Origin of the sequence: Pseudomonas sp. DY-1, from assembly GCF_003626975.1 — a bacterium.
GTDB lineage: Bacteria > Pseudomonadota > Gammaproteobacteria > Pseudomonadales > Pseudomonadaceae > Metapseudomonas.
This window is the reverse complement of sequence record NZ_CP032616.1, coordinates 4,174,464-4,200,828: the sequence shown is the minus strand read 5'-3', so window position 1 is coordinate 4,200,828 and position 26,365 is coordinate 4,174,464. Positions and strand designations below refer to the sequence as shown.

Genomic DNA, 26,365 nt, shown 5'->3' with positions numbered 1-26,365 from the left:
AGGATTGCCATGTACCCTGCCCACGAGGAATTCGACTACCTCATCGTCGGCGCCGGCCCTGCCGGTTGCCTACTGGCCAACCGGCTCTCGGCGGACCCCAAGGTGCGCGTACTGCTGCTGGAGGCCGGTGGCCGGGATAACCATCCCTGGATCCACATTCCGGTTGGCTACCTCTATTGCATCGGCAACCCACGTACCGACTGGTGCTATCGCACCGAGGCCGAGCCCGGCCTGCATGGCCGCAGCCTGGGCTACCCGCGCGGGCGGGTGCTGGGCGGCAGTTCCTCGATCAACGGGATGATCTACATGCGCGGCCAGTCCGCCGACTACGATCGCTGGGAGGCGCTGGGCAATCCGGGATGGAGCTGGAAGGACGTGCTGCCCCTGTTCCTCAGGAGCGAAAGCCATTTCGGCGGGGCCAGTGAGTTTCATAGCGAAGGCGGCGAGTGGCGGGTCGAGCGCCAGCGCCTGTCCTGGGAAATCCTCGACGCCTTCCGGCTGGCTGCCGGCGATTGCGGGATTGCGCCTGTCGAGGACTTCAACACCGGCGACAACCAGGGCTGCGGCTACTTCCAGGTGAACCAGCGCAGCGGTGTGCGCTGGAATGCCTCCAAGGGATTCCTGCGCCCGGTAATGCATCGGCCGAACTTGACCGTACGTACGGGCGTGGAGGTGGATCGACTACTGCTGGAGCGGGGGCGTGCAGTGGGTGTGGTTGGGCGCTGGGAAGGCCTGCAGCAGGAGTTCCGTGCGCGCCGCGAAGTGATCCTCTGTGCCGGTGCCGTAAGTACGCCCATGTTGCTGCAGCGCTCCGGGATAGGTCCCAGGCCCTTGCTGGAGCGGCTCGGTATTGGCGTGCGCCACGAACTGCCAGGTGTGGGCGGCAACTTGCAGGACCACCTTCAGCTGCGCCTGATCTTTAAGGTGTCCGGGGTGCCGACCCTCAACCAGTTGGCTGGCAATTGGTGGGGCAAGCTGGGCATGGGGCTGCAGTATCTCGCCAGTCGCAGCGGTCCGCTGGCCATGGCACCGAGTCAGCTGGGCGCCTTCGTACGTTCCGGTCCTGAGCAGACCCGGGCGAACCTCGAATATCACGTGCAGCCGCTGTCACTGGAGCGCTTCGGCGAACCGCTGCATCCCTTCCCGGCGTTCACCGCTTCGGTGTGCAACCTGCGCCCGCAGAGTCGCGGCCGGGTGGATATCCGCTCGGTCGATCACAAGGCGCCGCCGTTGATCCGGCCTAACTACCTGAGTGATGCCGAGGACTTGCGAGTCGCCGCTGATGCCATACGCCTCACCCGGCGTATCGCCGCCGCGCCCGCGCTGGCGCGCTATCGGCCGGAGGAATACCTGCCGGGCCCGGCGCTACAGAGCGAAGAGGAGCTGCATGAGGCGGCGGGGCAGATCGGCACCACCATCTTCCACCCGGTGGGCACCTGTCGCATGGGCCGTGGCCCGGAGGCTGTGGTGGACGCCGAGCTGAAGGTGCACGGCGTGCCGGGATTGCGAATTGCCGACGCCTCGGTGATGCCGGAAATCGTCTCCGGCAACACCTGCTCGCCGACCCTGATGATCGCGGAGAAGGCCGCGTCCCTGGTGCTCGCCGACCTCAGGCGCGTCGCGGCAGGGCAAAGCTGAAGAGGAACAGGCTGGCCGCGGAGACAACGATGGACGGGCCAGCCGGTGTGTCCTTGAACCAGGACAGCGCCAGGCCCGCACAGACCGCCACCAGGCCCAGCAGGCTGGCGCCCAGGGCCATCTGCTCGGGACTGCGGGCATGGCGCTGGGCGGCCGCGGCCGGAATGATCAGCAACGAAGTGATCAGCAGCACGCCGACGATCTTCATGGCGACGGCGATGACGATGGCGATCAGCAGCATCAGGGCGAGGCGGATGCCCGCAACGGGCAGGCCTTCTACCCGCGCCAATTCCTCGTGCACGGTGATCGCGAGCAGCGGCCGCCACATGGGGATCAGCACCAGCAGCACCAGCGCACTGCCGCCGAGAATCCAGGCGAGGTCCGTACGGCTTACCGCCAGCAAGTCGCCGAAGAGATAGCCCATCAGGTCGATGCGTACTTCGCTCATGAAACTCAGCACCACCAGGCCCAGGGACAGCGTGCTGTGGGCGAGGATGCCCAACAGGGTGTCCGAGGCCAGTGGCTGGCGTTGTTGCAGGGTTACCAGCAGCACGGCGAGCAGCACGCAGCCGACGGTCACCGCCAGGGTCGGGTTGACGTCCAGCATCAGGCCGAGGGCCACGCCGAGCAGTGCGGCGTGGGACAGGGTGTCGCCGAAGTAGGCCATGCGCCGCCAGACCACGAAGGAACCGAGCGGGCCGGCCACCAGGGCGAGGGCGAGGCCGGCGAGCAGCGCGTTGAGGAGGAAATCAGCCATGGTTGCAGTCGGGGCCGTGCTGGTGGACAGGAGTGAAACGGGTGCCGCTGGGGAAAGGTTGCTTCACCACTTCGCCATGCAGGTCGTGGGCATGGTCGTGGTGGTGGTGATAGACCGCGAGGCTCTTGGCATCCTGGCCGAACAGCTCGACGAAGGCCGGATCGAAGCTGACCTGTTCCGGGTGGCCGGAGCAGCAGACATGGCGGTTCAGGCAGACCACCTGGTCGGTGGCGCTCATCACCAGGTGCAGGTCGTGGGAGACCATCAGCACGCCACAGCCATGTCGGTCGCGCAGACGGGTGATCAGGCGGTAAAGCTCGGCCTGGCCGGCGACATCGACGCCCTGCACCGGTTCGTCCAGCACCAGCAGCTCGGGCTCGCGCAGCAGGGCGCGGGCCAGCAGTACGCGCTGCAATTCGCCGCCGGAGATGTTCTGCAGCGGGCTGTCGATCACCTGGGCGGCACCCACTTCATCCAGCGCTGCGAGGGCGGCCTTGCGGTCGACACCCGGCACCAGGCGCAGGAAGCGCAGCACGGTGAGCGGCAGGGTCGCGTCCACCTGGAGCTTCTGCGGCATGTAGCCGATATGCAGGCGCGGCTTGCGCCAGACCTCGCCCTTGTCCGGCTTGAGCAGGCCGAGCACGGTGCGCACCAGGGTGGTCTTGCCGGCGCCGTTGGGGCCGATCAGGGTCACGATTTCCCCGGCCTTTACCGCGAGGTGCACATCCTGCAGTACCGGCAGGCCGGCGAAATCGACACCGATCTTGTCGAGGCGGATCAGGACGTCGCTCATGCAGCCACCTGGCAACTGGCACAGAGGCCGACGACTTCGACGGTCTGGCCTTCGACGACGAAGCCGACGGACTTGGCGCTGTCGACGATGGCCTGGCTGATGCTCGACTGCTCCAGCTCGATGGCGGTCTGGCAGTTGCGGCAAATGAGGAACTGACCCTGGTGGGACTCGCCCGGATGGTTGCAGCCGACGAACGCGTTGAGCGAGGCAATGCGGTGTACCAGGCCGTTGTCCAGGAGGAAATCCAGGGCGCGGTAAACGGTGGGCGGCGCCGCGCGGCGACCGTCTTCTTCCGTCAGCACGCCAAGGATGTCGTAAGCGCCCAGCGGCTTGTGGCTCTGCCAGACCAGCTCCAGTACGCGCTTGCGCAGCGCAGTCAGGCGCAGGCCATGGCGACTGCAGATGGCGTCGGCCTCGGCCAGGGCGTTGGACACGCAATGGGAATGGTCGTGGGGGCGACAGGCCAGGGGGGCTTTTGCGCTGATCGGCTTGAGCATGGCGGCGGCGACGTCTGGTGAAAGAGACGTTATTCTATAACTCTTTTACCGCCGAGTCTGTGCCGTGTTCCGTCTATTCGTCCCCCTGTTCCTCAGTGCCTGTGCCCTGTCGGCGCAGGCCGATGTGCGCCTGCTGACCAGCATCAAGCCGCTGCAATTGATCGCCGCTGCCGTACAGGATGGCGCTGGCCAGCCTGACGTGCTGCTGCCTCCGGGCGCTTCGCCGCACCAGTACGCCTTGCGCCCGTCCGACGTGCGCCGGGTACGCGAGGCGGACCTGTTCTACTGGATCGGCCCCGATCTGGAAGGTTTCTTGCCCCGCGTGCTGCAAGGTCGTGACAAGCCCAGCGTGGCGCTGCAGGGTGAGCCGGGCCTGACGCTGCGCCATTTCGAAGCGCTGCACGATGAGCACGAAGACGAGCACGATGAACACGAGCACGATCATGACCATCGCCCTGGCTCTATCGACGCGCACCTGTGGCTGCTGCCGGCCAACGCAAGGGTGATCGCCGCACGCATGGCCGCTGACCTCGCCAGCGCCGACCCGGCCAACGCCGCTCGTTACCAGGCCAACCTGAAGGCCTTCGAAGACCGTCTGGACCAGCTCGACGCCCGCATGAAGACGCGCATGGCCAAGGTCGCCGGAAAGCCGTTCTTCGTCTTCCATGAAGCTTTCGACTACTTCGAGAGCGCCTACGGCCTGCGCCATGCGGGTGTGTTCAGCGTCGCCAGTGAAGTGCAGCCCGGCGCCCGACACGTCGCCGCCATGCGCGAGCGGCTGCAGAAGGCTGGTCCGAGCTGCGTATTCAATGAACCGCCAGTGCGACCACGTCTCGCCGATACCCTGACCGCCGGCCTGCAAGTGCGCCTGGCTGAGCTGGACGCCTTGGGCATGAGTGCGCCGGTGGCCGCCAACGGCTACGAGACCTTGCTGCAGAATCTGGGCGATGGCCTGGCGGGTTGCCTGGAAGCACTTTGAGTCGTTCTCCCCTCTCCCTCTAAGAGAGGGGGGCGGCCGATCGTGTCCGGCCCGCCTCCGATCATTGGACCTCGCCTCGCTCGGCCCAGCGTGGCCCGCACCAACCTGCGATGGGTTGGAGCCGCCTGCTAATGTGAGAGAGGGGCCGCGGGCCGCGTTGATGTGAATCAGCGGCCGGCATTCGTGGTCGACTAGTCTGGACTCTTCATTGCAGGAGGGCAGCGGATGGCCAGGACGGGAACGCCCAAACAGGTCCAGGGCAATCATGGCATCGCCTTGCAGGCGGCGTCGGAAGAAATCTGGGATAGCAAGTACCGTCTGAAGCACAAGGACGGTACCCCCATCGATCTCACACCGGACGCCACCTGGCAGCGTGTGGCTCGCGCCTTGTCCGAGGTGGAGGCCGATGTTGCAGCGCGCGAGCACTGGTACGAGCGCTTCCTCTGGGCCCTGCGCAATGGCGCCATCCCCGCCGGACGGATCATCTCCAATGCCGGTGCCCAGGACTTCAAGCCCGCCACGTCCACTATCAATTGCACCGTTTCCGGCACCATCCTCGACTCCATGGACGACATTCTCGGCAAGGTCCATGAAGCCGGGCTGACGCTCAAGGCCGGCTGCGGCATCGGCTACGAATTCAGCACCTTGCGCCCGCGAGGCGCCTACGTATCCGGCGCCGGCGCGCAAACCAGCGGGCCCCTGTCCTTCATGGATATCTACGACAAGATGTGCTTCACCGTGAGCTCCGCTGGCGGCCGCCGGGGAGCGCAGATGGGCACCTTCGATGTCTGCCATCCCGATGTGCGCGAATTCATCCGCGTCAAGCGCGAGGACGGCCGCCTGCGCCAGTTCAACCTCAGCCTGCTGGTCAGCGATGCCTTCATGCATGCGGTGGAGAATGACACCGAGTGGCCGCTGCTCTATCCGGTGCACCCGAAGGAACGGGATGAACTGGACTTTGGCGATCCTACCCAGGTGATCTGGCGTGACTGGCCGGTGCACGACGGCTACATCGTCCGCGAGGATGGCCTGGTGGCTTGCAAGGTCTACGGTCGCGTCCAGGCCCGGCACCTGTGGGACATGATCATGGTGTCCACCTACGATTTCGCCGAGCCGGGCTTCATCCTCATCGACCGGGTCAACGAGCTGAACAACAACTGGTGGTGCGAGGCGATTCGCGCGACCAACCCCTGCGGCGAGCAGCCGCTTCCTCCCTACGGCTCGTGCCTGCTGGGCTCGATCAACCTCACGGCCTTCGTTGAGGAGCCCTTCACCGGCGAGGCGCATTTCGATTGGGAGCGCTTCCGCGCGGTCGTGCGGGTGTTCACCCGGATGCTCGACAACGTGGTGGAAGTCAACGGCCTGCCGCTACCGCGCCAGCGCGAGGAAATCCTCGGCAAGCGCCGCCACGGCATGGGATTCCTGGGGCTCGGCTCAGCACTTGCGCTGCTGGGGTTGCGCTACGGCAGTACAGAGGCCTGTGTATTCACCGAAGAGGTGGCGCGGGAAATGGCATTGGCCGGCTGGCAGGTGGCACTGGAACTGGCGCGGGAGAAGGGCCCGGCCCCGATTCTGATGCAGGACTACGAGGTTACCGCCGCCATGCTGCGCAAGCGCCCGGAAATGGTGGACGATGGCTACAAGGTCGGCGACCGGGTACCTGGCCGCATCCTCCATGCCCGCTACTCCCGCTATATGCAGCGCATCGCCGAACATGCGCCGGAGCTGGTCGCCGAGCTGGCCGAAGTAGGGGCTCGCTTCACCCATCACAGCTCCATCGCCCCCACCGGGACCATCAGCCTGAGCCTGGCGAACAACGCATCCAATGGCATCGAGCCGAGCTACGCTCACCAGTATTCGCGCAACCTGATCCGCCCCGGGCGCAAGACCAAGGAGAAGATCGACGTCTGCAGTTACGAGCTGCTGGCGTACCGCGCGCTGGTCAACACCCAGGCACGTCCGGACACCGAACATCCGGCGCAACGCTTGCCGGACTATTTCGTCAGTGCTGACGACATCAGCCCTGCGGAGCACGTGGACATGCAGGCGGCCGCGCAGAAATGGATCGACTCCTCCATCTCAAAGACGGCCAACGTGCCCACTGACTTCCCCTTCGAGGACTTCAAGGACATCTACCTCCAGGCTTGGCGCCAGGGACTCAAGGGTTGCACGACATTCCGCTTCAACCCGGCGGCCTTCCAGGGCGTGCTGGTGAAGGATTCGGACCTGGAGAGGACCGTCTACCGCTTCGAACTGGAAGACGGCACGCTGGTGGAGCTGCGCGGCAACGAGGAGGTGGAATACGACGGTGAGCTGCACACCGCCGCGAACCTCTTCGACGCCTTGAAGGAAGGCTATTACGGCAGGTATTGAATGCTCGGAGGCCGTCATGACCATCAAGATCGAGAAGAAGATCAAGGGTTTCAGCCTGGTCGATCTGGACCAGGAAAAGGCGCGCAAGGCTGCCGAGGAAGCGGCCGCCGTGGTGCAGATGGACGAGACGCTGCAGCGGCCGGAGACCCTGGTAGGCGCCACCTACAAGATCAAGTCGCCGCTGTTCGAGCACGCGCTCTACGTGACGATCAATGACATCGTGCTCAACCCGGGCACCGCTTTCGAGCAGCGTCGACCCTTCGAGATCTTCATCAACTCCAAAGGCATGGAGCACTTCCAGTGGATCGTCGCCCTCACCCGCATCATGTCGGCGGTGTTTCGCAAGGGGGGCGACTGCACCTTCCTGGTGGAAGAGCTGAAAGCTGTATTTGATCCGCGCGGCGGTTACCTCAAGCGCGGCGGCGTCTATATGCCGTCACTGGTGGCTGAGATCGGCGCTGTGCTGGAGCGCCATCTGGTGGCCATCGGCCTGATGGAAGGCCAGAAGCTGGACGAGGAACACAAGCTCTATCTCGCCGAGAAGCGCGCCGCCTACGAAGCCAGCCTGGGCACATCCAAGGCCGAACCCGGAGAGGGTTTTCCGCCCGGCGCCCAGCTCTGCGGCAAGTGCAACACCCAGGCAGTGGTGCAGATGGACGGCTGTGCAACCTGCCTCAATTGCGGCCATTCCAAGTGCGGGTGAGCCGAAACCTTGTGGGGGCGAATTCATTCGCCCCTACGAAAAGCGGATCCATCCTGACTTCAGAGCGCAAACGGCAGCGGAAGCTCGACCTTCTGGCGCTGCGCCAGTCGCATCTGAAACACATTGGGATCGTGGATCAGCACGTCCTGCCCGGCGAAGGCATTGGCAGCGATCAGACGCGACAGCCAGAAGCGTACGCAAGCGATGCGCAGGGCCGTTGGCCAGAGTTCGGCCTCGGCGGCGGTGAAGGGGCGCAATGTGGCATAGGCGCCCAGCAAGGCGCGGGCAAGCGACTTGTCGAGGCGGCCATCGGCATCAGAGCACCAATCGTTCAGGCAGATGGCCAGGTCGTAGAGCATCGGCCCGGAGCAGGCGTTGTAGAAGTCGATCACCCCGGATAGGTGGGTGCCATCGAACAACGCGTTGTCCTTGAACAGGTCGGCATGCAGGTTGGCGCGCGGCAGGGCGAGGAAACGCTCCTTCACCTCACCGATTTCCCGCAGTGCATCACGCATCAGCGGCAGGGCCGTGTCGTCCAGTTGCAGGGCCAGCGCCGGACCTTCATTGAGCATCCAGTCCAGGCCGCGATCGCTCTTGCGTTCCAGCACGCGCTCGCGCGTTGCCAGGTGCAGGCGCGCCAGCAGGGCGCCAACTTCCGCGCAATGGTGGGCATTGGGTAGGTGCACATGCTTTCCCGGCAGGCGCGGCTGCAGCAGCGCTGGCTTGCCGGCGAGTTCGCGCAGGGCTTTTCCATCCGCGGTGCGCAGGGCGAAAGGAACCGGCAGGTCCGCTTCGTGGAGCACATCGAGCAGCTCGATGAAGAACGGTAAATCGTGGCTGGGGCCGCGCTCCACCAGGGTCAGTACGAATTCACCCCGCTCCAGACTGACGAAGAAGTTGCTGTTCTCGGAGCCTTCGGCGATGCCTTGGAAATCCTTCAGCCGGCCAAGCCCGTAAGGGGCGAGGAAAGCTTCCAGTTCCGGACGTTCGAGCGGAGTGAATACGGACATTGGACTACCTTGTTACGGGGTTGCGTGCGCTACCAGCTGAAGATTTCCCACGCGGGGATGAGCATGTCTGGGTTGTCCGAGCGGACATAGTTGCTTTCGCCATCGGCGCGGACCAGGAAGTAGGGCTTGCCGTTCTTCGGGGTCACCTTGATGGCGTACAGGAAACCGTTGACGCGGTATTCCTGGATGGTCTTGTCGCCTTCCTGGCGGATGGTGACGTCCGGCTCGGCGGATGGCTCGTCGGCGGCGAACGTGGCGACTGGAGCGATGGCCAGCAGGCTGGCCAGTAAAAGGCGGTTCAGTGCGCGCATGGTAACCTTGTCCCTTCTCGTCAATGATCGGTCCATTCTACTTCGGGTCCGGTGAATAAAGGTTGAATTCACGCATGAGCCAAGCCCCCCTCGTCCTGGTGGACGGATCCTCCTACCTGTACCGCGCCTTCCATGCCCTGCCGCCGCTGACAACCTCCGCCGGCTTGCCAACGGGTGCGGTAAAAGGCGTGCTGAACATGCTCAAGAGCCTGCGTCGGCAGTATCCGGACAGCCCCTTTGCGGTGGTCTTCGACGCCAAGGGCGGGACCTTCCGCGATGAGATGTTCGCCCAGTACAAGGCCAATCGCCCCTCGATGCCGGACGAACTGCGGGTGCAGGTAGAACCTCTGCACGCCAGCGTGCGCGCCCTCGGCCTGCCGCTGCTCTGCGTGGAAGGCGTGGAAGCCGATGATGTGATCGGCACCCTGGCCCGACAGAGCGCGGCCGGTGGTCGGCCGGTGGTGATCTCCACGGGCGACAAGGACATGGCGCAGCTGGTCGACGGGCACATTACGCTGGTCAACACCATGACCGGTAGCACGCTGGACATTGATGGCGTGAAGGAGAAATTCGGTGTCGGTCCTGAACTCATCATCGATTACCTGGCGCTGATGGGCGACAAGGTCGACAACATTCCGGGAGTACCCGGTGTCGGCGAGAAGACTGCCCTCGGCCTGCTCACCGGCGTGGGTGGCGGCCTCGATATGCTGTACGCCAGCCTGGACAAGGTCCCGGAACTGCCGATCCGTGGTGCCAAGGGCCTGCCGGCCAAGCTCGAAGAGCATAAGGACATGGCTTACCTGTCCTACAAGCTCGCCACTATCAAGTGCGACGTCGAACTGAACGTCGAAATCGATGCGCTGCATCCTGGCGAACCAGACCGTGATGCCCTGGCCGAGCTCTATCGCACCCTGGAATTCAAAACCTGGCTCGATGACCTGCAGCGCCAGGCGGCCAAGTCCGGCGGAGAACAACTGGCGCTGGAAGAAGCACCGGTTGCCGAGGCCGAGAAGCGCTATGAGGTTGTGCTGGAACAACCTCGGCTCGATGCCTGGATGAAGAAACTCGAGGCCGCCCCGCTGTTCGCCTTCGACACCGAGACCACCAGCCTCGACGCCCAGCAGGCGCAGGTAGTGGGCGTGTCCTTCGCCGTCGAAGCCGGTGAGGCGGCTTACGTTCCGCTTGCCCACAGCTATATGGGTGTGCCGGCGCAGCTCGATCGTGATTCCGTGCTCAAGGCCCTCAAGCCGCTGCTGGAAGATCCGCACAAAGCCAAGGTCGGCCAACACGCCAAATACGACATGAACGTCCTGGCCAATGCCTCCACCCCGATCGCCGTGCAGGGGATCGCCTTCGACACCATGCTCGAGTCTTACGTGCTGGACTCCACCGCCACCCGCCACGACATGGACAGTCTCGCCCTCAAGTACCTGGGCCAGAGCACCATCCGATTCGAGGACATTGCCGGCAAGGGCGCCAAGCAGCTGACCTTCGACCAGATCGCTCTTGAACAGGCCGGCCCCTATGCGGCCGAGGATGCCGACGTCACCCTGCGGCTGCACCAGACCCTCTGGCAGAAGCTGGAGGCCATCCCGTCCCTGGCCAAGGTGCTGAAGGAAATCGAGATGCCGCTGGTGCCGGTGCTGGCGCGAATCGAGCGCAATGGTGCCTATGTCGACGGCAAGCTGCTGGGCCAGCAGAGCCTGGAACTGGGCGAGAAGATGGTGGGACTGGAGCGTCAGGCCTATGAGCTTGCCGGACAGGAGTTCAACCTCGGTTCGCCCAAGCAGCTAGGCGCCATCCTCTATGAAAAACTCGGCCTGCCGGTTCTGGCCAAGACGGCTACCGGTCAGCCTTCCACTGCCGAGAACGTGCTCGCCGACCTTGCCGAGCAGGACTACGAGCTGCCCAAGGTGATCATGCAGTACCGTTCGCTGAGCAAGCTCAAGAGCACCTACACCGACAAGCTGCCGCAGCAGATCAACCCGCGTACTGGGCGCATCCACACTTCCTACCACCAGGCGGTGGCGGCTACCGGTCGCCTGTCATCCACTGACCCGAACCTGCAGAACATCCCGATTCGTACCGCCGAAGGGCGGCGCATCCGTCAGGCCTTCGTCGCGCCCAAGGGCTACAAGCTGCTGGCGGCGGACTATTCGCAGATCGAACTGCGCATCATGGCCCACCTGGCCAAGGACGAAGGCCTGCTGGACGCCTTCCGCCATGATCGCGACGTGCACCGTGCCACCGCATCGGAGGTGTTCGGCGTAGCGCTGGAGGAAGTCAGCAACAACCAGCGACGCAGTGCCAAGGCGATCAACTTCGGCCTGATCTACGGCATGAGCGCCTTCGGCCTGGCCAAACAGATCGGCGTCGAGCGCAAGGAGGCCCAGGCTTACATTGACCGTTACTTCGCCCGCTATCCCGGCGTGCTGGCCTATATGGAGCGCACCCGCGAGCAGGCCGCGCAGCAGGGCTTCGTCGAGACGTTGTTCGGTCGTCGCCTTTACTTGCCGGAAATCCACTCCAAGAACCAGGCCATGCGCAAGGGCGCTGAGCGCACTGCGATCAACGCGCCGATGCAGGGCACCGCAGCTGACATCATGAAGCGTGCGATGGTCGCGGTGGACGATTGGCTGCAGGAAAGTGGTCTGGACGCTCGCGTCATCCTGCAGGTTCACGACGAACTGGTCCTGGAAGTGCGCGAGGAGCTGGTCGCGCAGGTAAGCGAGCAGATTCGTCCGCTCATGAGCGGTGCCGCCGAGCTGGATGTGCCGCTGGTAGTGGAAGTGGGCGTGGGCGACAACTGGGACGAGGCGCACTGAGTGCGCCTTCAGGGCGGGCATCTGTATCAGGAGAGAAACAGATTCTTATTTCCTGATCGAATAAAAAGTTTCTTTTGATAGCAAACTGTTTTGAAATCCAGTCTGAACTTTCTGCAAGGCGGGGGAGTCACACACATGAATGGCTGGTGAAGCCTTTCGATGCTCCTTTTGCTGTGTTTAGTGTTGGCAGATATCTGAACCCCGCCCTAGCGGTTCAGACTTAGACCCCGAACTTCCCCCTCCCCATACGAAGTCCGGGGTTTTTTTTGCCCGGAATTCAGGCTTCGGTCTCGTCATCCTGCAGATCCAGCTGCAGCCAGTGCGCAAGCACCGCATGGGCTTCCTCGATGCCCTGGCGCTTGGGCGCGGAAAACAGCTGGATGCTGACACCCTCGCCCCAACCCTTGCGGATTTCCTGGCGAACCTTCAGCAGGGCATTTTTCGCGGCACCGAAAGCCAGCTTGTCGGCCTTGGTCAGCAGGATGTGCATGGGCATGTTGCCCGCGCTCGACCAGTCCAGCATCAGGCGGTCGAAGTCGGTCAGCGGGTGGCGGATGTCCATCAGCAGGACCAGCCCGGCGAGGCTTTCGCGGCTGCTGAGATAGGCCTCCAGGTGATGCTGCCAGTGCTGCTTGAGCGGGATCGGCACCTTGGCGTAGCCGTAGCCTGGCAGGTCCACCAGGCGACGTTCTTCGTCCAGGGAGAAGAAATTCAGCAACTGGGTGCGCCCCGGAGTTTTCGAGGTGCGCGCCAGACTGGCATGGGTAAGGGTGTTCAGCGCGCTGGACTTTCCGGCGTTGGAACGCCCGGCAAAAGCCACCTCCAGTCCGGTGTCCGATGGGCACTGGTCGACCTTGGCAGCACTGATGAGAAAACGGGCCTGTTGGCACAGGCCGAGGATCGGGTTCTTCGATGACATTAGGAATCCAGGGGTGCGACGCGGTGTCGCATAGGGCGGTTTCGTTTCCGTTTATGCATCGCCAGTATATAATGCCGCAGATTTAGTGTGCGCTTTATCCCCCAGGGTCTGGTGTCCACGGCATGACCGACGCACGACAGAATGCGCGGCGAAGCCCCCCGATGAGGTTGATCATGAAGAAAGTACTGCTCGCTGCTAGCCTTGCGGCGCTGTCCTTCGTCGCGCAAGCGGCCCAGGATCCTGAAGCGGTTTTCAACCGGGCCTGCGGCGCCTGTCATACTGGTCAGCTGCCGATGGCGCCGAAGAAGGGCGACAAGGCTGCCTGGGAACCGCGCCTGGCCAAGGGCATGGACACTCTGGTACAGAGCGTCACCAACGGTTTGAACGCCATGCCGCCGAAAGGTCTGTGCATGGATTGCAGTGCCGAGGACTACAAGGCCGTCATCCAGTGGATGAGCCAATAAAGTAGCCCGGTGCATAACACCTTTACCCTTTAGCCGTAGTTGGATTAGCTGATGAACAAAGTAATCGTGAGTCTGCTGTTGACCTTGGGCATCACCGGCATGGCCCACGCCGCTGGCGACGCCAAGGCTGGTCAGGCCAAGGCCGCAGTTTGTGGCGCCTGCCATGGTCCGGACGGCAACAGCGCCGCCCCGAATTTCCCGAAACTGGCTGGTCAGGGCGAACGCTACCTGCTCAAGCAGATGAAGGACATCAAGGCTGGTAACCGTACCGTGCTGGAAATGACCGGCCTGCTGAACAACCTCAGCGATCAGGATCTGGCTGACATCGCCGCCTACTTCTCTAGTCAGAAGGGCAGCGTCGGCGCAGCCGATCCGAAAGTCGTGGCACGCGGCGAAGCGCTCTTCCGCGGCGGCAAACTGGAACAGGGCATGCCCGCTTGCACGGGTTGCCACGCTCCCGATGGTTCCGGTAACGCGGCAGCCGGCTTCCCGCACCTGGGTGGCCAGCATGCCCAGTACGTGGCCAAGCAGCTGACTGATTTCCGCGAAGGCAACCGCACCAACGATGGCGACAGCATGATCATGCGTGGCATCGCCGCCAAGCTGAGCAACAAGGACATCGAAGCGGTATCCAGCTACATCCAGGGCCTGCACTGAGACCCGTTGTCTGGAATGTGAAAGAGGGTGGCTTAGGCCACCCTTTTTCATTCTTCGGCCCGCTACAATGGCCGGAACCCGCTGTGTCGCCGCAGGTCGAAACATGGCCTTCGCGGCCCTATTACCCCTCAAGGAGTGAAGCATGCGTAACCTGATTCTTTCCGCCGTTCTTGCCGGCGCAAGCCTGCTGGGCATGAGCGCCGTCCAGGCTGAGGACATCGAAGCCGGCAAGCAGTATGTCGAGCTGAGCAGCCCGGTTCCGGTGTCGGTTCCCGGCAAGATCGAAGTGGTGGAGCTGTTCTGGTATGGCTGCCCGCACTGCTACCAGTTCGAACCGACCCTCAATCCCTGGGCCGAGAAACTGCCGGAAGACGTCAACTTCGTCCGCATTCCTGCCATGTTCGGCGGCCTTTGGAATGTCCACGGCCAGCTGTTCATCACCCTCGAAAGCATGAAAGTCGAGCATCAGGTCCACAAAGCCGTGTTCGATGCCATCCACAAGGAAGGCAAGAAACTCGCGACCCCCGAGGAAATGGCTGAATTCCTCGCTGGTCAGGGCGTGGACAAGGACGCCTTCCTCAAGGCCTACAACTCCTTTGCGGTGAAGGGCCAGATGGAGAAAGCCAAGAAGTTGGCCATGGCCTACCAGATCACCGGCGTACCGACCCTGGTGGTCAACGGCAAGTACCGCTTCGATATCAGCTCCTCGGGTGGCCCGGAGCAGACCCTCAAGGTCGCCGAGCACCTGATCGAGAAGGAGCGCGCCGCGAAGTAAGCGGCGCATTCGCCCGATGCTTCGACGCTGGGTGGGTGAGCGGGAGGCAGGCCCGTGCGATGCACGGGTCAACCCCCACTGCGACAGGGGCGGGTTGCCTGCCGACGGCCGCTTGCGCCTGCTCAGCTTCAACATCCAGGTCGGCATCAGCACCGAGCGTTACCGCCATTACCTGACCCGCGGCTGGCAGCATCTGTTGCCGCACACAGGCCGCGCTGGAAACCTCCAGCGCATTGGCGACCTGCTTGGCGACTACGATCTGGTCGCGCTGCAGGAGGTCGACGGCGGCAGCATCCGCTCCGGCTACATCAATCAGGTCGAGCACCTCGCCCAGCTCGGCGCCTTCCCGTACTGGTATCAACAGCTCAACCGCAATCTCGGGCGCATCGCCCAGCACAGCAACGGCCTGCTCAGCCGTCTGCAGCCCAGTCTCCTGGAAGACCACCCCCTGCCCGGCCCGCCCGGCCGCGGTGCGATCCTGCTGCGCTTCGGTTCAGGCAAGAATGCACTCGCCGTGGTGATGATGCACCTGTCGCTCGGCGCCCGTACCCGTACCCGCCAACTGGCCTATATCCGCGAGCGGGTAAGTGGCTTTCGCCACCTGGTGTTGATGGGCGACATGAACACCCATGCCAACGACCTGCTGGAGCATTCGCCCCTGCGCGATCTCGGCTTGCTGGCGCCGCAGGTCGAGGCGACTTTCCCCAGCTGGCGGCCACAACGCTGTCTCGACCATATCCTGCTCAGCTCCAGCCTGACCCTGGAGCGAGTGGCGGTGCTCAGCCAACCCATATCCGACCATCTGCCCGTGGCGGTGGACATTCGCCTGCCGGTTGAGCTGCAGGCCGACCTGCCCCTTGCCCTCAGCTAACCCTTGCGCGGAACCCTTGCATGAGCGACGACGCCCAGCGTTGGAAAGCCAAATACCTGGAAAGCCTTGAACAGCAGGAGAAGCTCGAGAAGCGCTGGGACGCTCGCCTCGACCTGCTGCGTCGTGGCCTGGTGCGCAGCTCCTTGGCGGCCGAGGGTTCAGACAAGGCGGTTGACCAGTGCATGCAGGAGTTGCGGGAAATCATCCGCAGTGAGCAGATGGACGCCGGTCTTTCGGCGCTGATCCCGCGTCTTGAGAAGGCGGTGCTGGACTCCGAGCAGCGTCGCCAGCAACGCGTGGAACAGAACGTCAGCGCCCTCTCGGGGATCGCCAGTCGCCTGCTCTCGCTCGATTTGCCGCGCGAAGTGCGCAAGGGGATCAAGCAGTTCGCCAGACGCATCGATGAGCGTGCGCGCCAACCCCGTGAGCTGCCGGCGCTGCTGGCCGAACTCGGTGTGCTACAGGGGCAGGCGCTTGAAGTGCTGTCCAGTGCCGACGCGTCAGTTGCCAAGCCTGGTCTGCTGCAACGGCTTTTCGGCAGCAACCGAGAGGAGGCGTCAGCTGATCCGACTCCGGCGGCAGCAACAGGGGCGGAAGTCGCGAAACCCGAAGCGTATCGACGCGCAGAGCCAGCGCAGGCCGCCCAGAAATTGAGCTCGCCCGAGCCTGTTCCAGCCTCTCAGGAATCGGCGAAGTCGATTGACCCTGTGGCCACCCTGCCGGCCAACGCCCTTGTTGAACCTGAGCACGCAATCGTCGACGCCGCCCCCGTGCGCAGCAACGCTCTGGACAGCTTGCCGCTTTCCGCTTCCATTCTGACCGGCGACGGCAACCCCGAGTACGCTCTGCCCGGCCTGCCGGAGCCGGGCTACAGCGCTATCGCCCCCCATGTGGCGGACAGCCTGCGCTCACTATTGGACGAGCTGGACCTTCCCGAGCACCACCAGCCGCAGGCAGCGGCCCTGCGCCAACGCCTGGAAGGGGGGCTGAACTGGTACGAACTGGTGCCCGTGCTGGATGACTTCGCAGTGCTGGTGCTGGCAGTGACCGACAGCGGACACCGCGAATTCGCCGGTTACCTCAAACAGCTGAACCAGCGCCTGGTGCTGTTCCTCGAGCACCTGAGCGCGGCACATGAGGGTTATTCCGAGTCGCTGGACAGTGCCCGCGCCCTGGACGACCAGCTGCGCGCACAGGTCAGCGGCTTGCAGGCCAGCGTGCAGGACGCTACCGACCTCAACCACCTCAAGGAGAGCCTGGAACAGCGCCTGGACGGTCTGCTCGATACCATGAACCGCTATCAGCAGCAGCGCTCGGCCCGCGAGCACGAAGTCGGTGAGCGACTGCAGGTGCTGATGACGCGGGTGGCGACCATGGAAGAAGAAGCCAAGACCTTCCAGAACAACCTCGAGGTCCAGCGCCAGAAGGCCCTGCGGGACCCGCTCACTGGCCTACCCAACCGTGCGGCCTGGAACGAGCGACTGGAAATCGAACTGGCCCGGCAGCAGCGCTACGGTGGCGACCTGTTGCTGGCGGTAATCGACATCGACCATTTCAAGCGCATCAACGATGGCTTTGGCCACCTGGCCGGCGACAAGGTACTGAAGATTATTGCCGGCGAACTCCACCGGCGACTGCGCAAGACCGACTTCATCGCACGCTTCGGCGGTGAGGAGTTCGCCGTCCTGTTGCCTGCGACTCCGGTGGAAGGCGGCGCGCAATTGATGGAATGCCTGCGACTGGCCATCGAAGCCTGCCCGTTCCACTTCAAGGGGGAGCGGGTTTCCATCACCCTCTCGGGCGGCCTGACATCGCTGATTGCCGGTGAGCCGAGCGACATCGCGTTTCAGCGAGCGGACGAGGCGCTCTACCGGGCCAAGCACCAGGGGCGCAACCGCATCGAGCTGGCCCTGCCGAAACCTTCGGCTGGGCGCAGCGAGCCCGACCCCCAAGGCCTCTCGCAACCAGGCTGAACCTGTCAGGCGGCACTGGAGATATAAGGTTTCCAATTGTCCGGAATGTGCTCCAGGCGCGGGTAATCCAGCCCGGCGAACTGCAGTTCGCTGAGCATGAATGGAGTGTGGCGCTGCTCGATCGGCAGGCCGCGCAGTTCCGGTAGCCAGAGACTGACGTAGGAGGCGTCCGGGTCGTATTGCCGGGCCTGGCGCAGCGCATTGAAGGCCCGCGCGCGACGCGGGTCGCTGGCCACCCCAGCGAGGTAGGCCCAGTTGCCCCAGTTGCTTGCCGGGTCGTAGTCCAGCAGGTGCTCCTCGAACCATGCCGCGCCATAGCGCCAATCCTGCTGCAAGTCGTTGACCAGGTAAGCTGCCACCACCTGGCGGCCACGACTGGACATCCAGCCTGTCATCATCAGCTCGCGCATGTTGGCGTCCACCAGCGGCATACCGGTACGGCCGTTGCACCAACGCAGGTAGCGCTCGTCGAGATTGTTCGGCGCCCGCGCGGTGGCTTTCAGGCCATCCGAGCGGAACAGGGCGCCACCAAAGCGCAGCAGGGTCCAGCGGAAGAACTCGCGCCAGAGCAACTCCATCCACAGCTGCTGGGTCGACTCACTGCGGCCATGCTGTGCCTCCAGACGATGTAGCTCCGCGGCGACCCGGCGTGGTGACAGGCTGCCGTTGGCCAGCCAGGGCGACAGCTTGGACGAGTACTCGCTGCCGATCATGCCGTTGCGGGTTTCCTGGTACTGGTGCACGCCCCGGGATTCCCAGAGATAGTCGCGCAGCCGAGCCTGGGCGGCAGGCTCGCCGCCGGCGAAAGGGAACGCGGTGGCCGGTGTGCCCAGGGGCTCGCCCAGGCCCAGGCGGGACAGCGTTGGCAGGGGCACCATCAGGCTCAGCGCGCCGCTGGGCAATGGTGGCAGCGTGGGAGGAGCAGGACGCGGCTGGAAGACGTAGAGGCGCTCATCCATCAGGTCGCGGAACTGGTTGAAGACTGAAGGCAGTTCGATCAGCGGGCGGGGCAGATCTTCTTCACGCAACAGGTTGTTACCCGGCATCTCGACGAGGGGCACGCCCAAGGCATGACGCACACGGCGTACCTCATCGAGCTCGTAGGGCGCTATTTCACCCAGGGTCAGTACCTCCTCCAGGCCCAGGTGCTCAACCAGGGTGGGTATCACCAGCTCCGCGTGGCCCTGTACCACCAGAAGCCGTGAGCCGTGCTGGCGCAGGCCGGAGTCCAGGGCCGCCAGGCTTTCCAGGAGGAAGCGCGCCCGATGCACACCCAGGCGACGCGGCCCCAACGGAGAAGGACCGAGCAGCGCGGGGTCGAAGACGTACAGGGGCAGCAAGCGGTCAGCCTGGAGCGCGATCTGGAGCGCCGGGTGGTCATCGAGCCTGAGATCCTGCTTGAACCAGAGCAGCGCGCGGCGCATGGCGGTCTTCCTCGGCGGGGATTTCCCTTACCTACAACATTACCTGTGGCGGCCGTTTCCACGTCGCCGTTCATCCCAGTCTGTAGGCCCCATGTCCGATTAGCACAGTGGCAACAGGCTATAATCCGCGCCCTTTTTCTTCCGGGAGTACGAGTCCGGGGAAGATTTCGCAACAGGTTCGCCACCCGGCGCCCGAGACTGCGCGCAGACGCCAGCGCAACCGGCCATTACACTTCTGCCCATTGGTTTGAGGGGACACCCCATGGAAATCCTAGGCATTGCCGTCCTGATCTTTCTGGTCACCGACCCCTTCGGCAACATCGCCATTTTCATCGCCGCACTCAAGGGCGTGGCGCCCGAGCGCCGCCTGAGGGTCGCCCTGCGCGAACTGTTGTTCGCGCTGGCCCTGCTGATGCTGTTCCTCACCTTTGGCGACAAGATCCTCAGCGGCCTCGGCCTCTCCCGCGAGTCCATCGCCATCGCCGGCGGCATCATCCTGTTCATCATCGCTCTGCGTCTGATTTTCCCGCGACCCGAAGGCGTGCTCGGCGACCTGCCCGGCGGCGAACCGATGCTGGTGCCGCTGGCCACCCCGGCAGTAGCTGGTCCGTCGGCCCTCGCGGTACTGATGACCCTGCGCAACACCCACCAGGGAGCGCTCTGGGAACTCTATGTCGCGGTGCTGCTGGCCTGGGCCTGCACGGCCCTGATCCTGCTGCAGGCTGCCTTCCTGCAACGCTTCCTCGGTGACCGTGGCCTGATGGCCGTGGAGCGCCTGACCGGCATGTTGCTGATCATGCTCAGCGTCGACATGCTGCTCGACAACCTGCAAAGCATCCTTCACCTGACCCCATGAAAGCCCTTGTCCTGAGCCTTGCCCTGCTTCTGCTCGGTGGCTGCGCCGGCGGACTGCGCATTGACGATAGCCACCGTTCGGTGAGCCAGAGCAGCCGTGTGCAGTACGTGGTGTTGCACTACACCTCCACCGACATGGAGAGCTCCCTGCGCCTGCTGACCCGTGACGGCGTCAGCAGCCATTACCTGATTGGCGACCATCCAGCCAAGGTCTATCGCCTGGTGGATGAGAATCGCCGCGCCTGGCATGCGGGCGTCAGCGAGTGGCAGGGGCGTACCTGGTTGAACGCCAGCACCCTTGGCATCGAACTGGTCAACAATGGCTACCGCGATACTCCAGCCGGGCGCGTCTACCAGCCGTTCAGCGAGGAGCAGATCGAGGCCCTGATCCTGCTGCTCAAGGACATCGTCCAGCGCCACAACCTGCCACTGGGCAGCATCATCGGCCACAGCGATATCGCGCCCCAGCGCAAGGTCGACCCGGGCCCGCTGTTCCCCTGGAAACGCCTGGCCGACGCCGGGCTGCTGCCCTGGCCGGACGCGCGAGCGGTGGCCCGTGAACAGGCGCGTTTCGCTGCGGCTCTACCCACGGTCGGCTGGTTCCAACAGCAGCTCATTCGCCAGGGCTACAGCACGCCGCAGAGCGGGGTCCTGGACAAGGAAACCCGCAACGTCATCGCCGCCTTCCAGATGAAGTACCGCCAGCGCCTCTACGACGGCCAGCCCGATGCCGAGACCGCCGCCCTGCTGCTGGTGCTCAACGGCATGCCGCGTTAAGGGGCGAGCCGCGAATCTACCCAGTGCACGGACTTCTCTTCTGTAGGGTTGAATTCATTCGCCAAGGGCAGCGCAGCTGCACCCTTTCAACCTTGCGGGCATGCCTTCGGCCTGCTTGGCGAATGAACTCGCCCCTACAAGCAAGCAGGCTCCGAGCGCGCCCTTACATCGGCAACGTCATATAGAACTGCGCGCCATGCCCAGGGCGTGAATACAGGCCGATGCGCCCGCCGTGCAGTTGCACGATCTCCTTGCACATGGCCAGGCCAAGGCCGGCACCACCTTTGCGGTGGCCAACCTGCACGAATGGCTCGAAGATCCGCGACTGCTGGCTGTAGGGCACGCCCTCGCCGTCGTCCGCCACACTCAACAGCACCCGTTCGCCGTGTCGCCGGGCCTGCAAGCGGATATGCCCGCCATTCGGGCTATGGCGAATCGCGTTGCCCACCAGGTTGTCCAGCACCCGCTCGATTTGCAGTCGATCGAGGCTCATCCGCGGTAGTGGTGGGTGCAGCTCCAGTTCGATCTCGATACCGTGCTCGCTGGCTTGGGGCTCGTAGCGCTGACGTAGAGCTACAAGCAGTTCCTCCAGGTCACAGGGCTCGCGCTCCAGTACCTGCACGCCACTCTGGTAGCGGGAAAAGTCGAGCAAGTCGTTGATCAGGCGTACCAGCCGCTGCATTTCCTCGTCCACCGTCTTCAGCAAGTCCGCCTCGCGGCCTTCGGGGTCGAAGTTCAGGCGCTCGTTGAGAAGACCGAAGGCCATCTGCATGCCGGTTACCGGTGTCCGCAGCTCGTGGGAGGCGCGCAGCACGAACTCGTTACGTACCCGCTCGAAGGCACGTTCTTCAGTTACGTCTCGCAGCACCATCACTCCACCCTGCAGGCGCTCTGCGTCAAGCGCCACCGGCACCAGCCGCCAGTTCAGCAGGCGTTGCTCGCCGTCCGCGTTTACTTCCAGGTCCTCGGGCGCTTCGTCCAGGGTTTCACCGCGCAGCACCCGCTGGGCCAGCTCGTCCAGCTCTGGCCGGCCAAGGGCCTGCGACAGCAGCTGGCCGGGGACGACCTCCTCCCAGGAGAGCTGCCGCTGTGCCACTGGGTTCGCGTGCTGGATGCGCCCCTGCCGATCAAGGATCAGCAGGCCGTCGTCGATGCTGTCGAGGACTGCCTTCAGGCGCTGCTGCTCGGCCAGCAGTTTCTCGACATTGGTTTCCTTGAACATGCGCAGGGCCTCGGCCATCAGGCCAAAGCGACGGATCAGCGTGGACATCTCGTTCACCGGCGACAGGGGTAGCGTGACCTTGAAATCTCCCCGGCCCACCTGGTCGGCGGCCTTGGCCAGTGCGTCGATGGGTTCGGCGAAGCGACGAGCCATGCCCTGGGCGGTAATGAGGCCGACCGCCAGGACCGCTATACCGAGCAGGCCGAGCAGGCTTGCAACCAGCAGCGCCCGATTGCGCGCAGCGCCTTCGGCGTCGCCGACCACGGACAGCGAATGGCGCTGCAGCTCCACCATGCTGGTGCGCAGGATATCCAGGGAGTGGCTGAAGTCGTCGTCGTCCAGCAGGCTCCAGCGCAGGCTGACGGGCTGTCGCACGACGTCGAGGAAGATCTTGTAGGACGCGGCGATCCGCTGGAAGTGTGCGAGGGTCTGCTCATCCGTGGTCGAGTGCAGGCCCTCATCCAACGCCGCAAGGAACTTCTGCTGCGAGGCCTGCAAGGCCGGCAGGTCCAGGTCCCTGCCCATCAGGTTGACCATCTGGTCGCCCAGCTGCTGGCGCATCCGCAGGCTGATATCGATGGTGGCGAAGGACTGGTTGATCAGGCGTTCCTGGGAGCTTGCCATTTGCATCACGCTGACCAGGCCCAGCAGCAATCCCAGGAGGGCGACGGTGATCAGTGCCGAGATGCTCAGAAACAGTCGCGTGCGCAGTCGCATGGCGGCGACCCCTTCAGAGGCCGTAAAGCTTGCGTTTGCGATACAGGGTCGAAGCGTCGATACCCAGCGTACGGGCGGCCTGGTCGAGCGTCTCGCTAGTGGCCAGTACTCCGGCGATATGTGCGCGTTCCAGGTCTTCCAGGCTCAGCGGTCCTCCTACCCTCGGCGCATTGGCCGTGGGTGTGTCGCCCAGCCCCAGGTGGCTGACCTCGACTCGCTCCTGGTTGCAGATGATCGTGGCGCGCTCGATCACGTTGCGCAGTTCGCGCACGTTACCCGGCCAGCGATAGTTGAGCAGCGCTGCCGTCGCTTCTTCGCTGAAGGCCCGCGCCGGACGTGCATACTCGCCGACGAAGCGCGCCAGGAAGCGCTCGGCGAGGTCGAGGATGTCTTCGTGGCGTTCGCGTAACGGCGGCAGGCTCAAGGCAATCACGTTGATGCGATAGAGCAGGTCCTCTCGGAAGCGGCCGTCGCGAACCATCTCGTCCAGATCAAGGTTGGTGGCGGCGAGAATGCGCACATCGGCGCGACGGGTCACCGGGTCGCCCACCCGTTCGTACTCCTTGTCCTGGATGAAACGCAGCAGTTTGGGCTGGAGGCTCAGGGGGAAGTCGCCAATCTCGTCGAGGAACAGCGTTCCGCCATCGGCCTGGCTTACCCGGCCCAGGGTGCTTTCGCTGGCACCGGTAAAGGCTCCCCGGTTGTGTCCGAATAGCTCGCTTTCCATCAGGTCGGCCGACAGCGAGGGGCAATTGATGGTGACGACAGCTTTCTTCGCGCGCTTGCTCCAGCCATGGATGGCGCGGGCCAGTTCTCCCTTACCGGTGCCCGATTCACCAAGAATGAGGATATTGGCGTCGGTGCCGGCCACCTGCCTCGCGGTCTCCAGCACGGCCATCATGGGCGGGCTCTGGGAAAACAGTCCCTCACCCGCGCGGCGTACTTCACCTTCGAGGGCTTCCAGGCGCGCGGTGAGTTGGCGCACTTCCAGCTGCTTGGCCGCGGCCATGCGCAATTGGTCAGGGCTGCAGGGCTTGACCAGGTAATCGGCGGCGCCGGCCTGCATCGCATCCACCGCCGTATCGACCGCTGAGTGCGCAGTCACGATCACCACGCGCATCCAAGGCGCCTGTACGCGCATCTGCGCCAGTACGTCGAGGCCGCTGTCCTCGCCCAGACGCAGATCGAGGAAGCACAGGTCGAAGACCTGCCTCTGCAGGATCGTCTCCGCCTGCGCCGCACTGGCGGCCGTGGCAACGCTGTAGCCTTCGTCCTCCAGGCAGTAGCGAAAGGTACGCAGGATGGCGGCCTCGTCATCCACCAGCAGGATTCGTCCCTGGTTCTCGGTTACCTGTTCCATGCTCTCACTCCATTTCCGAGTCATAGAAAGTTAGTCCAAGAAATGTCGTGCAAGTTGCACGCGTTTTTCCTACAGGCATTGCAGCATGCAAGTGTGTGAAGTGCCTAGACAAAATATAACTTACTGATTTCTAAGAAAGTTTATTCATTATCAAGACTGGCACAGGCCTTGCGATGTTCCCGATACCTGAAGGCGCATCGGTCTTTCTACCTCTTGTGACCCCAGTGCACCTTCAGGACAGCTCCGCCTGGAACAGGGAGGTTCCGGGCCTTTTAAGAGCATGCAATTTGCCTGGCGAGCTGAGCCTGATCGTGCAAAGTGCCGTCGGGCGTGGTCGAGGTTCTCAAGTAACCCATTGAGCTGGTGAGGATTTTTGAAGGGCCGCGGCTGGCGTGAGCCATGCATCTGAAGTAACGAGGCCACAAATCCACCCCAAGGGAGGATTCGAGGATGAAAGGTTTCCAGTGGTGGTCGTCCAGATGGCTGATGGTCCTTCTGACCGGGCTGGTCGTGGTGCTCGGCATGCTCGCCGAACAGCACCTGCGAGAGCGCATCCAGCCGGCGCCGCTGCAGGTTCCCGCTGCGGAACAGAGCAGCCGGACGGCCCCGGTTCGTGCCGATGGCGCGCTGCATGAGGTGAGTCAGCACATGTGGACCGAGGCCGGCGCCCAGCCGCGCTGGGTCTTCTGATCGAGCAGAGGCGTGCCGTCATGTTGAGCCTTGCCTTCGCCCTGACTACCGCGCTGTGTGGCATCGTCATGTTGCGCAGCGCCTGCCAACGGTATGCAACACCCACCGACGCTGCGGTCTGCGTCGTGCCGGTGGTCCCTGCGCAGTCGCGCTGACAACAGAAGCAAAAGGAGAAAGGCCATGCTGAGTTGGGCACTTACTTTCCTGGTCATCGCAATCGTCGCCGCCGTGCTTGGATTCGGTGGTATCGCCGGAACCGCTGCGGGCATCGCGAAGATACTTTTCGTCATCTTCCTGGTGCTGTTCGTGGTGTCCTTCATCATGGGCCGACGCGCTCCCTGAGGAGGCTTTCATGGATCGCTCGATCAAGGCGGTTACCGCCTTGCTCCTGGGGCTGGCCGGCGCTCAAGCGCTGGCCGCCGACACGGACGCCCAGCACCGCCTCAACGAACTGCTCGGCAGCGACCCTGAGTATCAGGAGACCTGGCAGGAGCTGGTGCAAGACGAAAGCCGACTACCCGAGTGGGTCATGAATCTTTCGGGCACTGCGCCGCCAATGAAGGCGGTTGAAGACGAGGGTGACAAGTATCTGGTGGGCGGGCTCTGCGAAGCCAAGAACTGCTTCAGCCAGCGCCTCTATGTTGCCTTCAGCTGGAACAAGGACGACGTCTGGGCACTCTATGTGCAGTTGCCGGACGGCTTGCCATCCGACAAGTCGCCCAGTCGACATGCCAGTTATCGCTGGCTCGGCGAGCCGGACGAAGAAGTCCGGCACATCCTCGACGAGCAATTGAAAGCGGACCCGAACTGGTATTGAGGACTCAAGGGATCAAGGTCCGGCGACGGGCCGATGGACCAAGGGGCCGGGTTGTTCCGCGTTGTCTGGAGCGGCGTGACCTAGGGGCAGAAGGGGTGCCTCCACGACGATGTGGGCCGGGTCGGGCGAGCTGCTGCCGGGAGTTGGAAAGTTCCAGCTCCCGGCAGCAGAAACATTTGCTCGTCAGTAATGAATGCTTCTTTTGTGGGGGCGAATTTATTCGCGAATGGCGACAGGGTTGCCCCCTGGGACCTTGTCGAGCAGTCCTTCGGCCTGCATAGCGATTGAAATCGCCCCCACAAGGGTCTCCCCTCATTTCATCCTGCTGACCAAAGTCGCCACGTGCGCGCCCTGGAATTTCGCCAGGGATAGCTCCTTGGCGCTGGGCTGGCGCGAGCCATCGCTGCCGGCCACGGTAGCCGCGCCATAGGGTGAGCCCCCTCGCAGCTCACTGATATCGGTCAGTTCCGGTGCCGAATAGGGCAGTCCGGCAAGCAGCATTCCGTGATGCGCCAGCGTGTGCCAGAACGAAGTGATGGTGGTTTCCGAACCGCCGCCGGTGCCGGTTGAGGTGAAGACGCTGCCGATCTTGCCGATCAGCGCGCCCTTCACCCAAAGCCCGCCAGTCTGGTCGAGGAAGCTGCGCATCTGTGCGCTCATGTTGCCAAAGCGAGTCGGCGTGCCGAACAGGATGGCGTCGTAGTCCTCCAGCTCCTGCGGGCTGGCCACGGGCGCGGCCTGATCCAGCTTGGCGCCGGCTTTACGGGCCACATCCTCAGGCATGGTTTCCGGCACACGCTTGAGGGTCACTTCCACGCCGGGCACGCTGCGCGCGCCTTCGGCGACGGATTCCGCCATACGTTCGATATGACCGTACATCGAGTAATAGAGCACCAGGACCTTCTTCATCGCCGCTCTCCATTCATCTACAAACTGGCAGCCCGACCGGGCCGGACCC

Annotated in this window: 26 protein-coding genes; 16 read left to right on the top strand and 10 right to left on the bottom strand. The window is 63.8% G+C overall.

The genetic code is table 11. The features are described from left to right. The first annotated feature begins 9 nt into the window (after positions 1–9). The gene (locus D6Z43_RS19800) at positions 10–1,638 is read left to right on the top strand and encodes a GMC family oxidoreductase (protein WP_120653772.1); all 1,629 of its coding nucleotides are present in this window, start codon (positions 10–12) and stop codon (positions 1,636–1,638) included. Here the strand turns inward: D6Z43_RS19800 and znuB are convergent. From znuB to D6Z43_RS19785, 3 genes are read right to left on the bottom strand one after another with little or no spacing between them, the layout of a single operon-like run. After that, positions 1,610–2,395, bottom strand: a complete 786-nt coding sequence (gene znuB, locus D6Z43_RS19795; RefSeq protein WP_120653771.1) for a zinc ABC transporter permease subunit ZnuB — start codon at positions 2,393–2,395, stop codon at positions 1,610–1,612. The genes D6Z43_RS19800 and znuB overlap by 29 nt on opposite strands. Beyond that, positions 2,388–3,188, bottom strand: coding sequence for a zinc ABC transporter ATP-binding protein ZnuC (gene znuC / locus D6Z43_RS19790; RefSeq protein WP_120653770.1), 801 nt, complete (start codon positions 3,186–3,188; stop codon positions 2,388–2,390). Before znuC ends, znuB begins: the two co-directional genes overlap by 8 nt. Further along, positions 3,185–3,685 (bottom strand): Fur family transcriptional regulator, encoded by a 501-nt coding sequence (locus D6Z43_RS19785; protein ID WP_120653769.1) that lies wholly within the window; start codon positions 3,683–3,685, stop codon positions 3,185–3,187. Before D6Z43_RS19785 ends, znuC begins: the two co-directional genes overlap by 4 nt. Positions 3,686–3,749: 64 nt before the next feature. On the opposite strand from D6Z43_RS19785, the gene D6Z43_RS19780 reads away from it, so the two are divergent. The 3 genes from D6Z43_RS19780 (at position 3,750) to D6Z43_RS19770 (ending at position 7,740) form a co-directional block, all read left to right on the top strand. Then, positions 3,750–4,664, top strand: coding sequence for a zinc ABC transporter substrate-binding protein (locus D6Z43_RS19780; RefSeq protein WP_120653768.1), 915 nt, complete (start codon positions 3,750–3,752; stop codon positions 4,662–4,664). Positions 4,665–4,889: 225 nt separating this feature from the next. After that, on the top strand, positions 4,890–7,037 hold the full coding sequence (locus tag D6Z43_RS19775) for an adenosylcobalamin-dependent ribonucleoside-diphosphate reductase (protein WP_120653767.1): 2,148 nt from the start codon (positions 4,890–4,892) through the stop codon (positions 7,035–7,037). Between the two features lie 16 nt (positions 7,038–7,053). Then, entirely contained in the window at positions 7,054–7,740 is a 687-nt protein-coding gene (locus D6Z43_RS19770; protein WP_077527573.1) for an NrdJb, read from the top strand. 59 nt (positions 7,741–7,799) lie between these two features. Here D6Z43_RS19770 and D6Z43_RS19765 read toward each other — a convergent pair whose 3' ends face one another. Together D6Z43_RS19765 and D6Z43_RS19760 are read right to left on the bottom strand one after the other, a co-directional pair. Then, a complete protein-coding gene (locus tag D6Z43_RS19765) occupies positions 7,800–8,750 on the bottom strand; it encodes a homoserine kinase (RefSeq protein WP_120653766.1) in 951 nt (316 codons plus the stop codon). 29 nt (positions 8,751–8,779) lie between these two features. After that, positions 8,780–9,061 (bottom strand): DUF2782 domain-containing protein, encoded by a 282-nt coding sequence (locus D6Z43_RS19760; protein ID WP_069081419.1) that lies wholly within the window; start codon positions 9,059–9,061, stop codon positions 8,780–8,782. Between the two features lie 74 nt (positions 9,062–9,135). On the opposite strand from D6Z43_RS19760, the gene polA reads away from it, so the two are divergent. Further along, a complete protein-coding gene (gene polA, locus D6Z43_RS19755; protein WP_120653765.1) occupies positions 9,136–11,886 on the top strand; it encodes a DNA polymerase I in 2,751 nt (916 codons plus the stop codon). A gap of 277 nt (positions 11,887–12,163) precedes the next feature. Here the strand turns inward: polA and yihA are convergent, their stop codons facing one another. Then, entirely contained in the window at positions 12,164–12,805 is a 642-nt protein-coding gene (gene yihA / locus D6Z43_RS19750; RefSeq protein ID WP_120653764.1) for a ribosome biogenesis GTP-binding protein YihA/YsxC, read from the bottom strand. Between the two features lie 173 nt (positions 12,806–12,978). Between yihA and D6Z43_RS19745 the strand changes: the two genes are divergently transcribed. The 5 genes from D6Z43_RS19745 (at position 12,979) to D6Z43_RS19725 (ending at position 17,545) form a co-directional block, all read left to right on the top strand. After that, positions 12,979–13,269 (top strand): cytochrome c5 family protein, encoded by a 291-nt coding sequence (locus D6Z43_RS19745; RefSeq protein WP_077527577.1) that lies wholly within the window; start codon positions 12,979–12,981, stop codon positions 13,267–13,269. Between the two features lie 51 nt (positions 13,270–13,320). Next, positions 13,321–13,926: a cytochrome c gene (locus D6Z43_RS19740; RefSeq protein ID WP_120653763.1), complete on the top strand. Its 606-nt coding sequence runs from the start codon at positions 13,321–13,323 to the stop codon at positions 13,924–13,926. A 142-nt stretch (positions 13,927–14,068) separates the two neighbouring features. After that, positions 14,069–14,701, top strand: coding sequence for a thiol:disulfide interchange protein DsbA/DsbL (locus tag D6Z43_RS19735; protein ID WP_120653762.1), 633 nt, complete (start codon positions 14,069–14,071; stop codon positions 14,699–14,701). A gap of 16 nt (positions 14,702–14,717) precedes the next feature. Next, entirely contained in the window at positions 14,718–15,572 is an 855-nt protein-coding gene (locus tag D6Z43_RS19730) for an endonuclease/exonuclease/phosphatase family protein (RefSeq protein ID WP_120653761.1), read from the top strand. A 20-nt stretch (positions 15,573–15,592) separates the two neighbouring features. Further along, complete coding sequence (locus D6Z43_RS19725; protein ID WP_120653760.1) at positions 15,593–17,545, top strand: GGDEF domain-containing protein; 1,953 nt, start codon at positions 15,593–15,595, stop codon at positions 17,543–17,545. 5 nt (positions 17,546–17,550) lie between these two features. On the opposite strand, the gene D6Z43_RS19720 is transcribed toward D6Z43_RS19725, so the two are convergent. Continuing rightward, on the bottom strand, positions 17,551–18,969 hold the full coding sequence (locus tag D6Z43_RS19720) for a DASH family cryptochrome (RefSeq protein WP_120653759.1): 1,419 nt from the start codon (positions 18,967–18,969) through the stop codon (positions 17,551–17,553). A 262-nt stretch (positions 18,970–19,231) separates the two neighbouring features. On the opposite strand from D6Z43_RS19720, the gene D6Z43_RS19715 reads away from it, so the two are divergent. After that, positions 19,232–19,825, top strand: a complete 594-nt coding sequence (locus tag D6Z43_RS19715; RefSeq protein WP_120653758.1) for a MarC family protein — start codon at positions 19,232–19,234, stop codon at positions 19,823–19,825. Then, on the top strand, positions 19,822–20,601 hold the full coding sequence (locus D6Z43_RS19710) for an N-acetylmuramoyl-L-alanine amidase (RefSeq protein ID WP_120653757.1): 780 nt from the start codon (positions 19,822–19,824) through the stop codon (positions 20,599–20,601). The genes D6Z43_RS19715 and D6Z43_RS19710 overlap by 4 nt, the downstream gene beginning before the upstream one ends. 163 nt (positions 20,602–20,764) lie before the next feature. On the opposite strand, the gene D6Z43_RS19705 is transcribed toward D6Z43_RS19710, so the two are convergent. Both D6Z43_RS19705 and algB read right to left on the bottom strand, forming a co-directional pair. Further along, positions 20,765–22,540: a KinB sensor domain-containing domain gene (locus D6Z43_RS19705; protein WP_120653756.1), complete on the bottom strand. Its 1,776-nt coding sequence runs from the start codon at positions 22,538–22,540 to the stop codon at positions 20,765–20,767. Between the two features lie 13 nt (positions 22,541–22,553). Further along, positions 22,554–23,900 (bottom strand): sigma-54-dependent response regulator transcription factor AlgB, encoded by a 1,347-nt coding sequence (gene algB, locus D6Z43_RS19700; RefSeq protein ID WP_120653755.1) that lies wholly within the window; start codon positions 23,898–23,900, stop codon positions 22,554–22,556. Between the two features lie 450 nt (positions 23,901–24,350). Between algB and D6Z43_RS19695 the strand changes: the two genes are divergently transcribed. From D6Z43_RS19695 to D6Z43_RS19685, 4 genes are read left to right on the top strand one after another with little or no spacing between them, the layout of a single operon-like run. After that, positions 24,351–24,590: a hypothetical protein gene (locus tag D6Z43_RS19695; protein ID WP_120653754.1), complete on the top strand. Its 240-nt coding sequence runs from the start codon at positions 24,351–24,353 to the stop codon at positions 24,588–24,590. 20 nt (positions 24,591–24,610) lie between these two features. Beyond that, positions 24,611–24,745, top strand: coding sequence for a hypothetical protein (locus D6Z43_RS28420; RefSeq protein WP_256660888.1), 135 nt, complete (start codon positions 24,611–24,613; stop codon positions 24,743–24,745). A gap of 25 nt (positions 24,746–24,770) precedes the next feature. Beyond that, on the top strand, positions 24,771–24,932 hold the full coding sequence (locus D6Z43_RS19690; protein ID WP_069081432.1) for a DUF1328 domain-containing protein: 162 nt from the start codon (positions 24,771–24,773) through the stop codon (positions 24,930–24,932). Positions 24,933–24,942: 10 nt separating this feature from the next. Beyond that, on the top strand, positions 24,943–25,407 hold the full coding sequence (locus D6Z43_RS19685; RefSeq protein WP_120653753.1) for an inhibitor of vertebrate lysozyme family protein: 465 nt from the start codon (positions 24,943–24,945) through the stop codon (positions 25,405–25,407). Between the two features lie 312 nt (positions 25,408–25,719). On the opposite strand, the gene wrbA is transcribed toward D6Z43_RS19685, so the two are convergent. Beyond that, positions 25,720–26,316 (bottom strand): NAD(P)H:quinone oxidoreductase, encoded by a 597-nt coding sequence (gene wrbA, locus D6Z43_RS19680; protein WP_120653752.1) that lies wholly within the window; start codon positions 26,314–26,316, stop codon positions 25,720–25,722. Positions 26,317–26,365 lie beyond the last annotated feature (49 nt).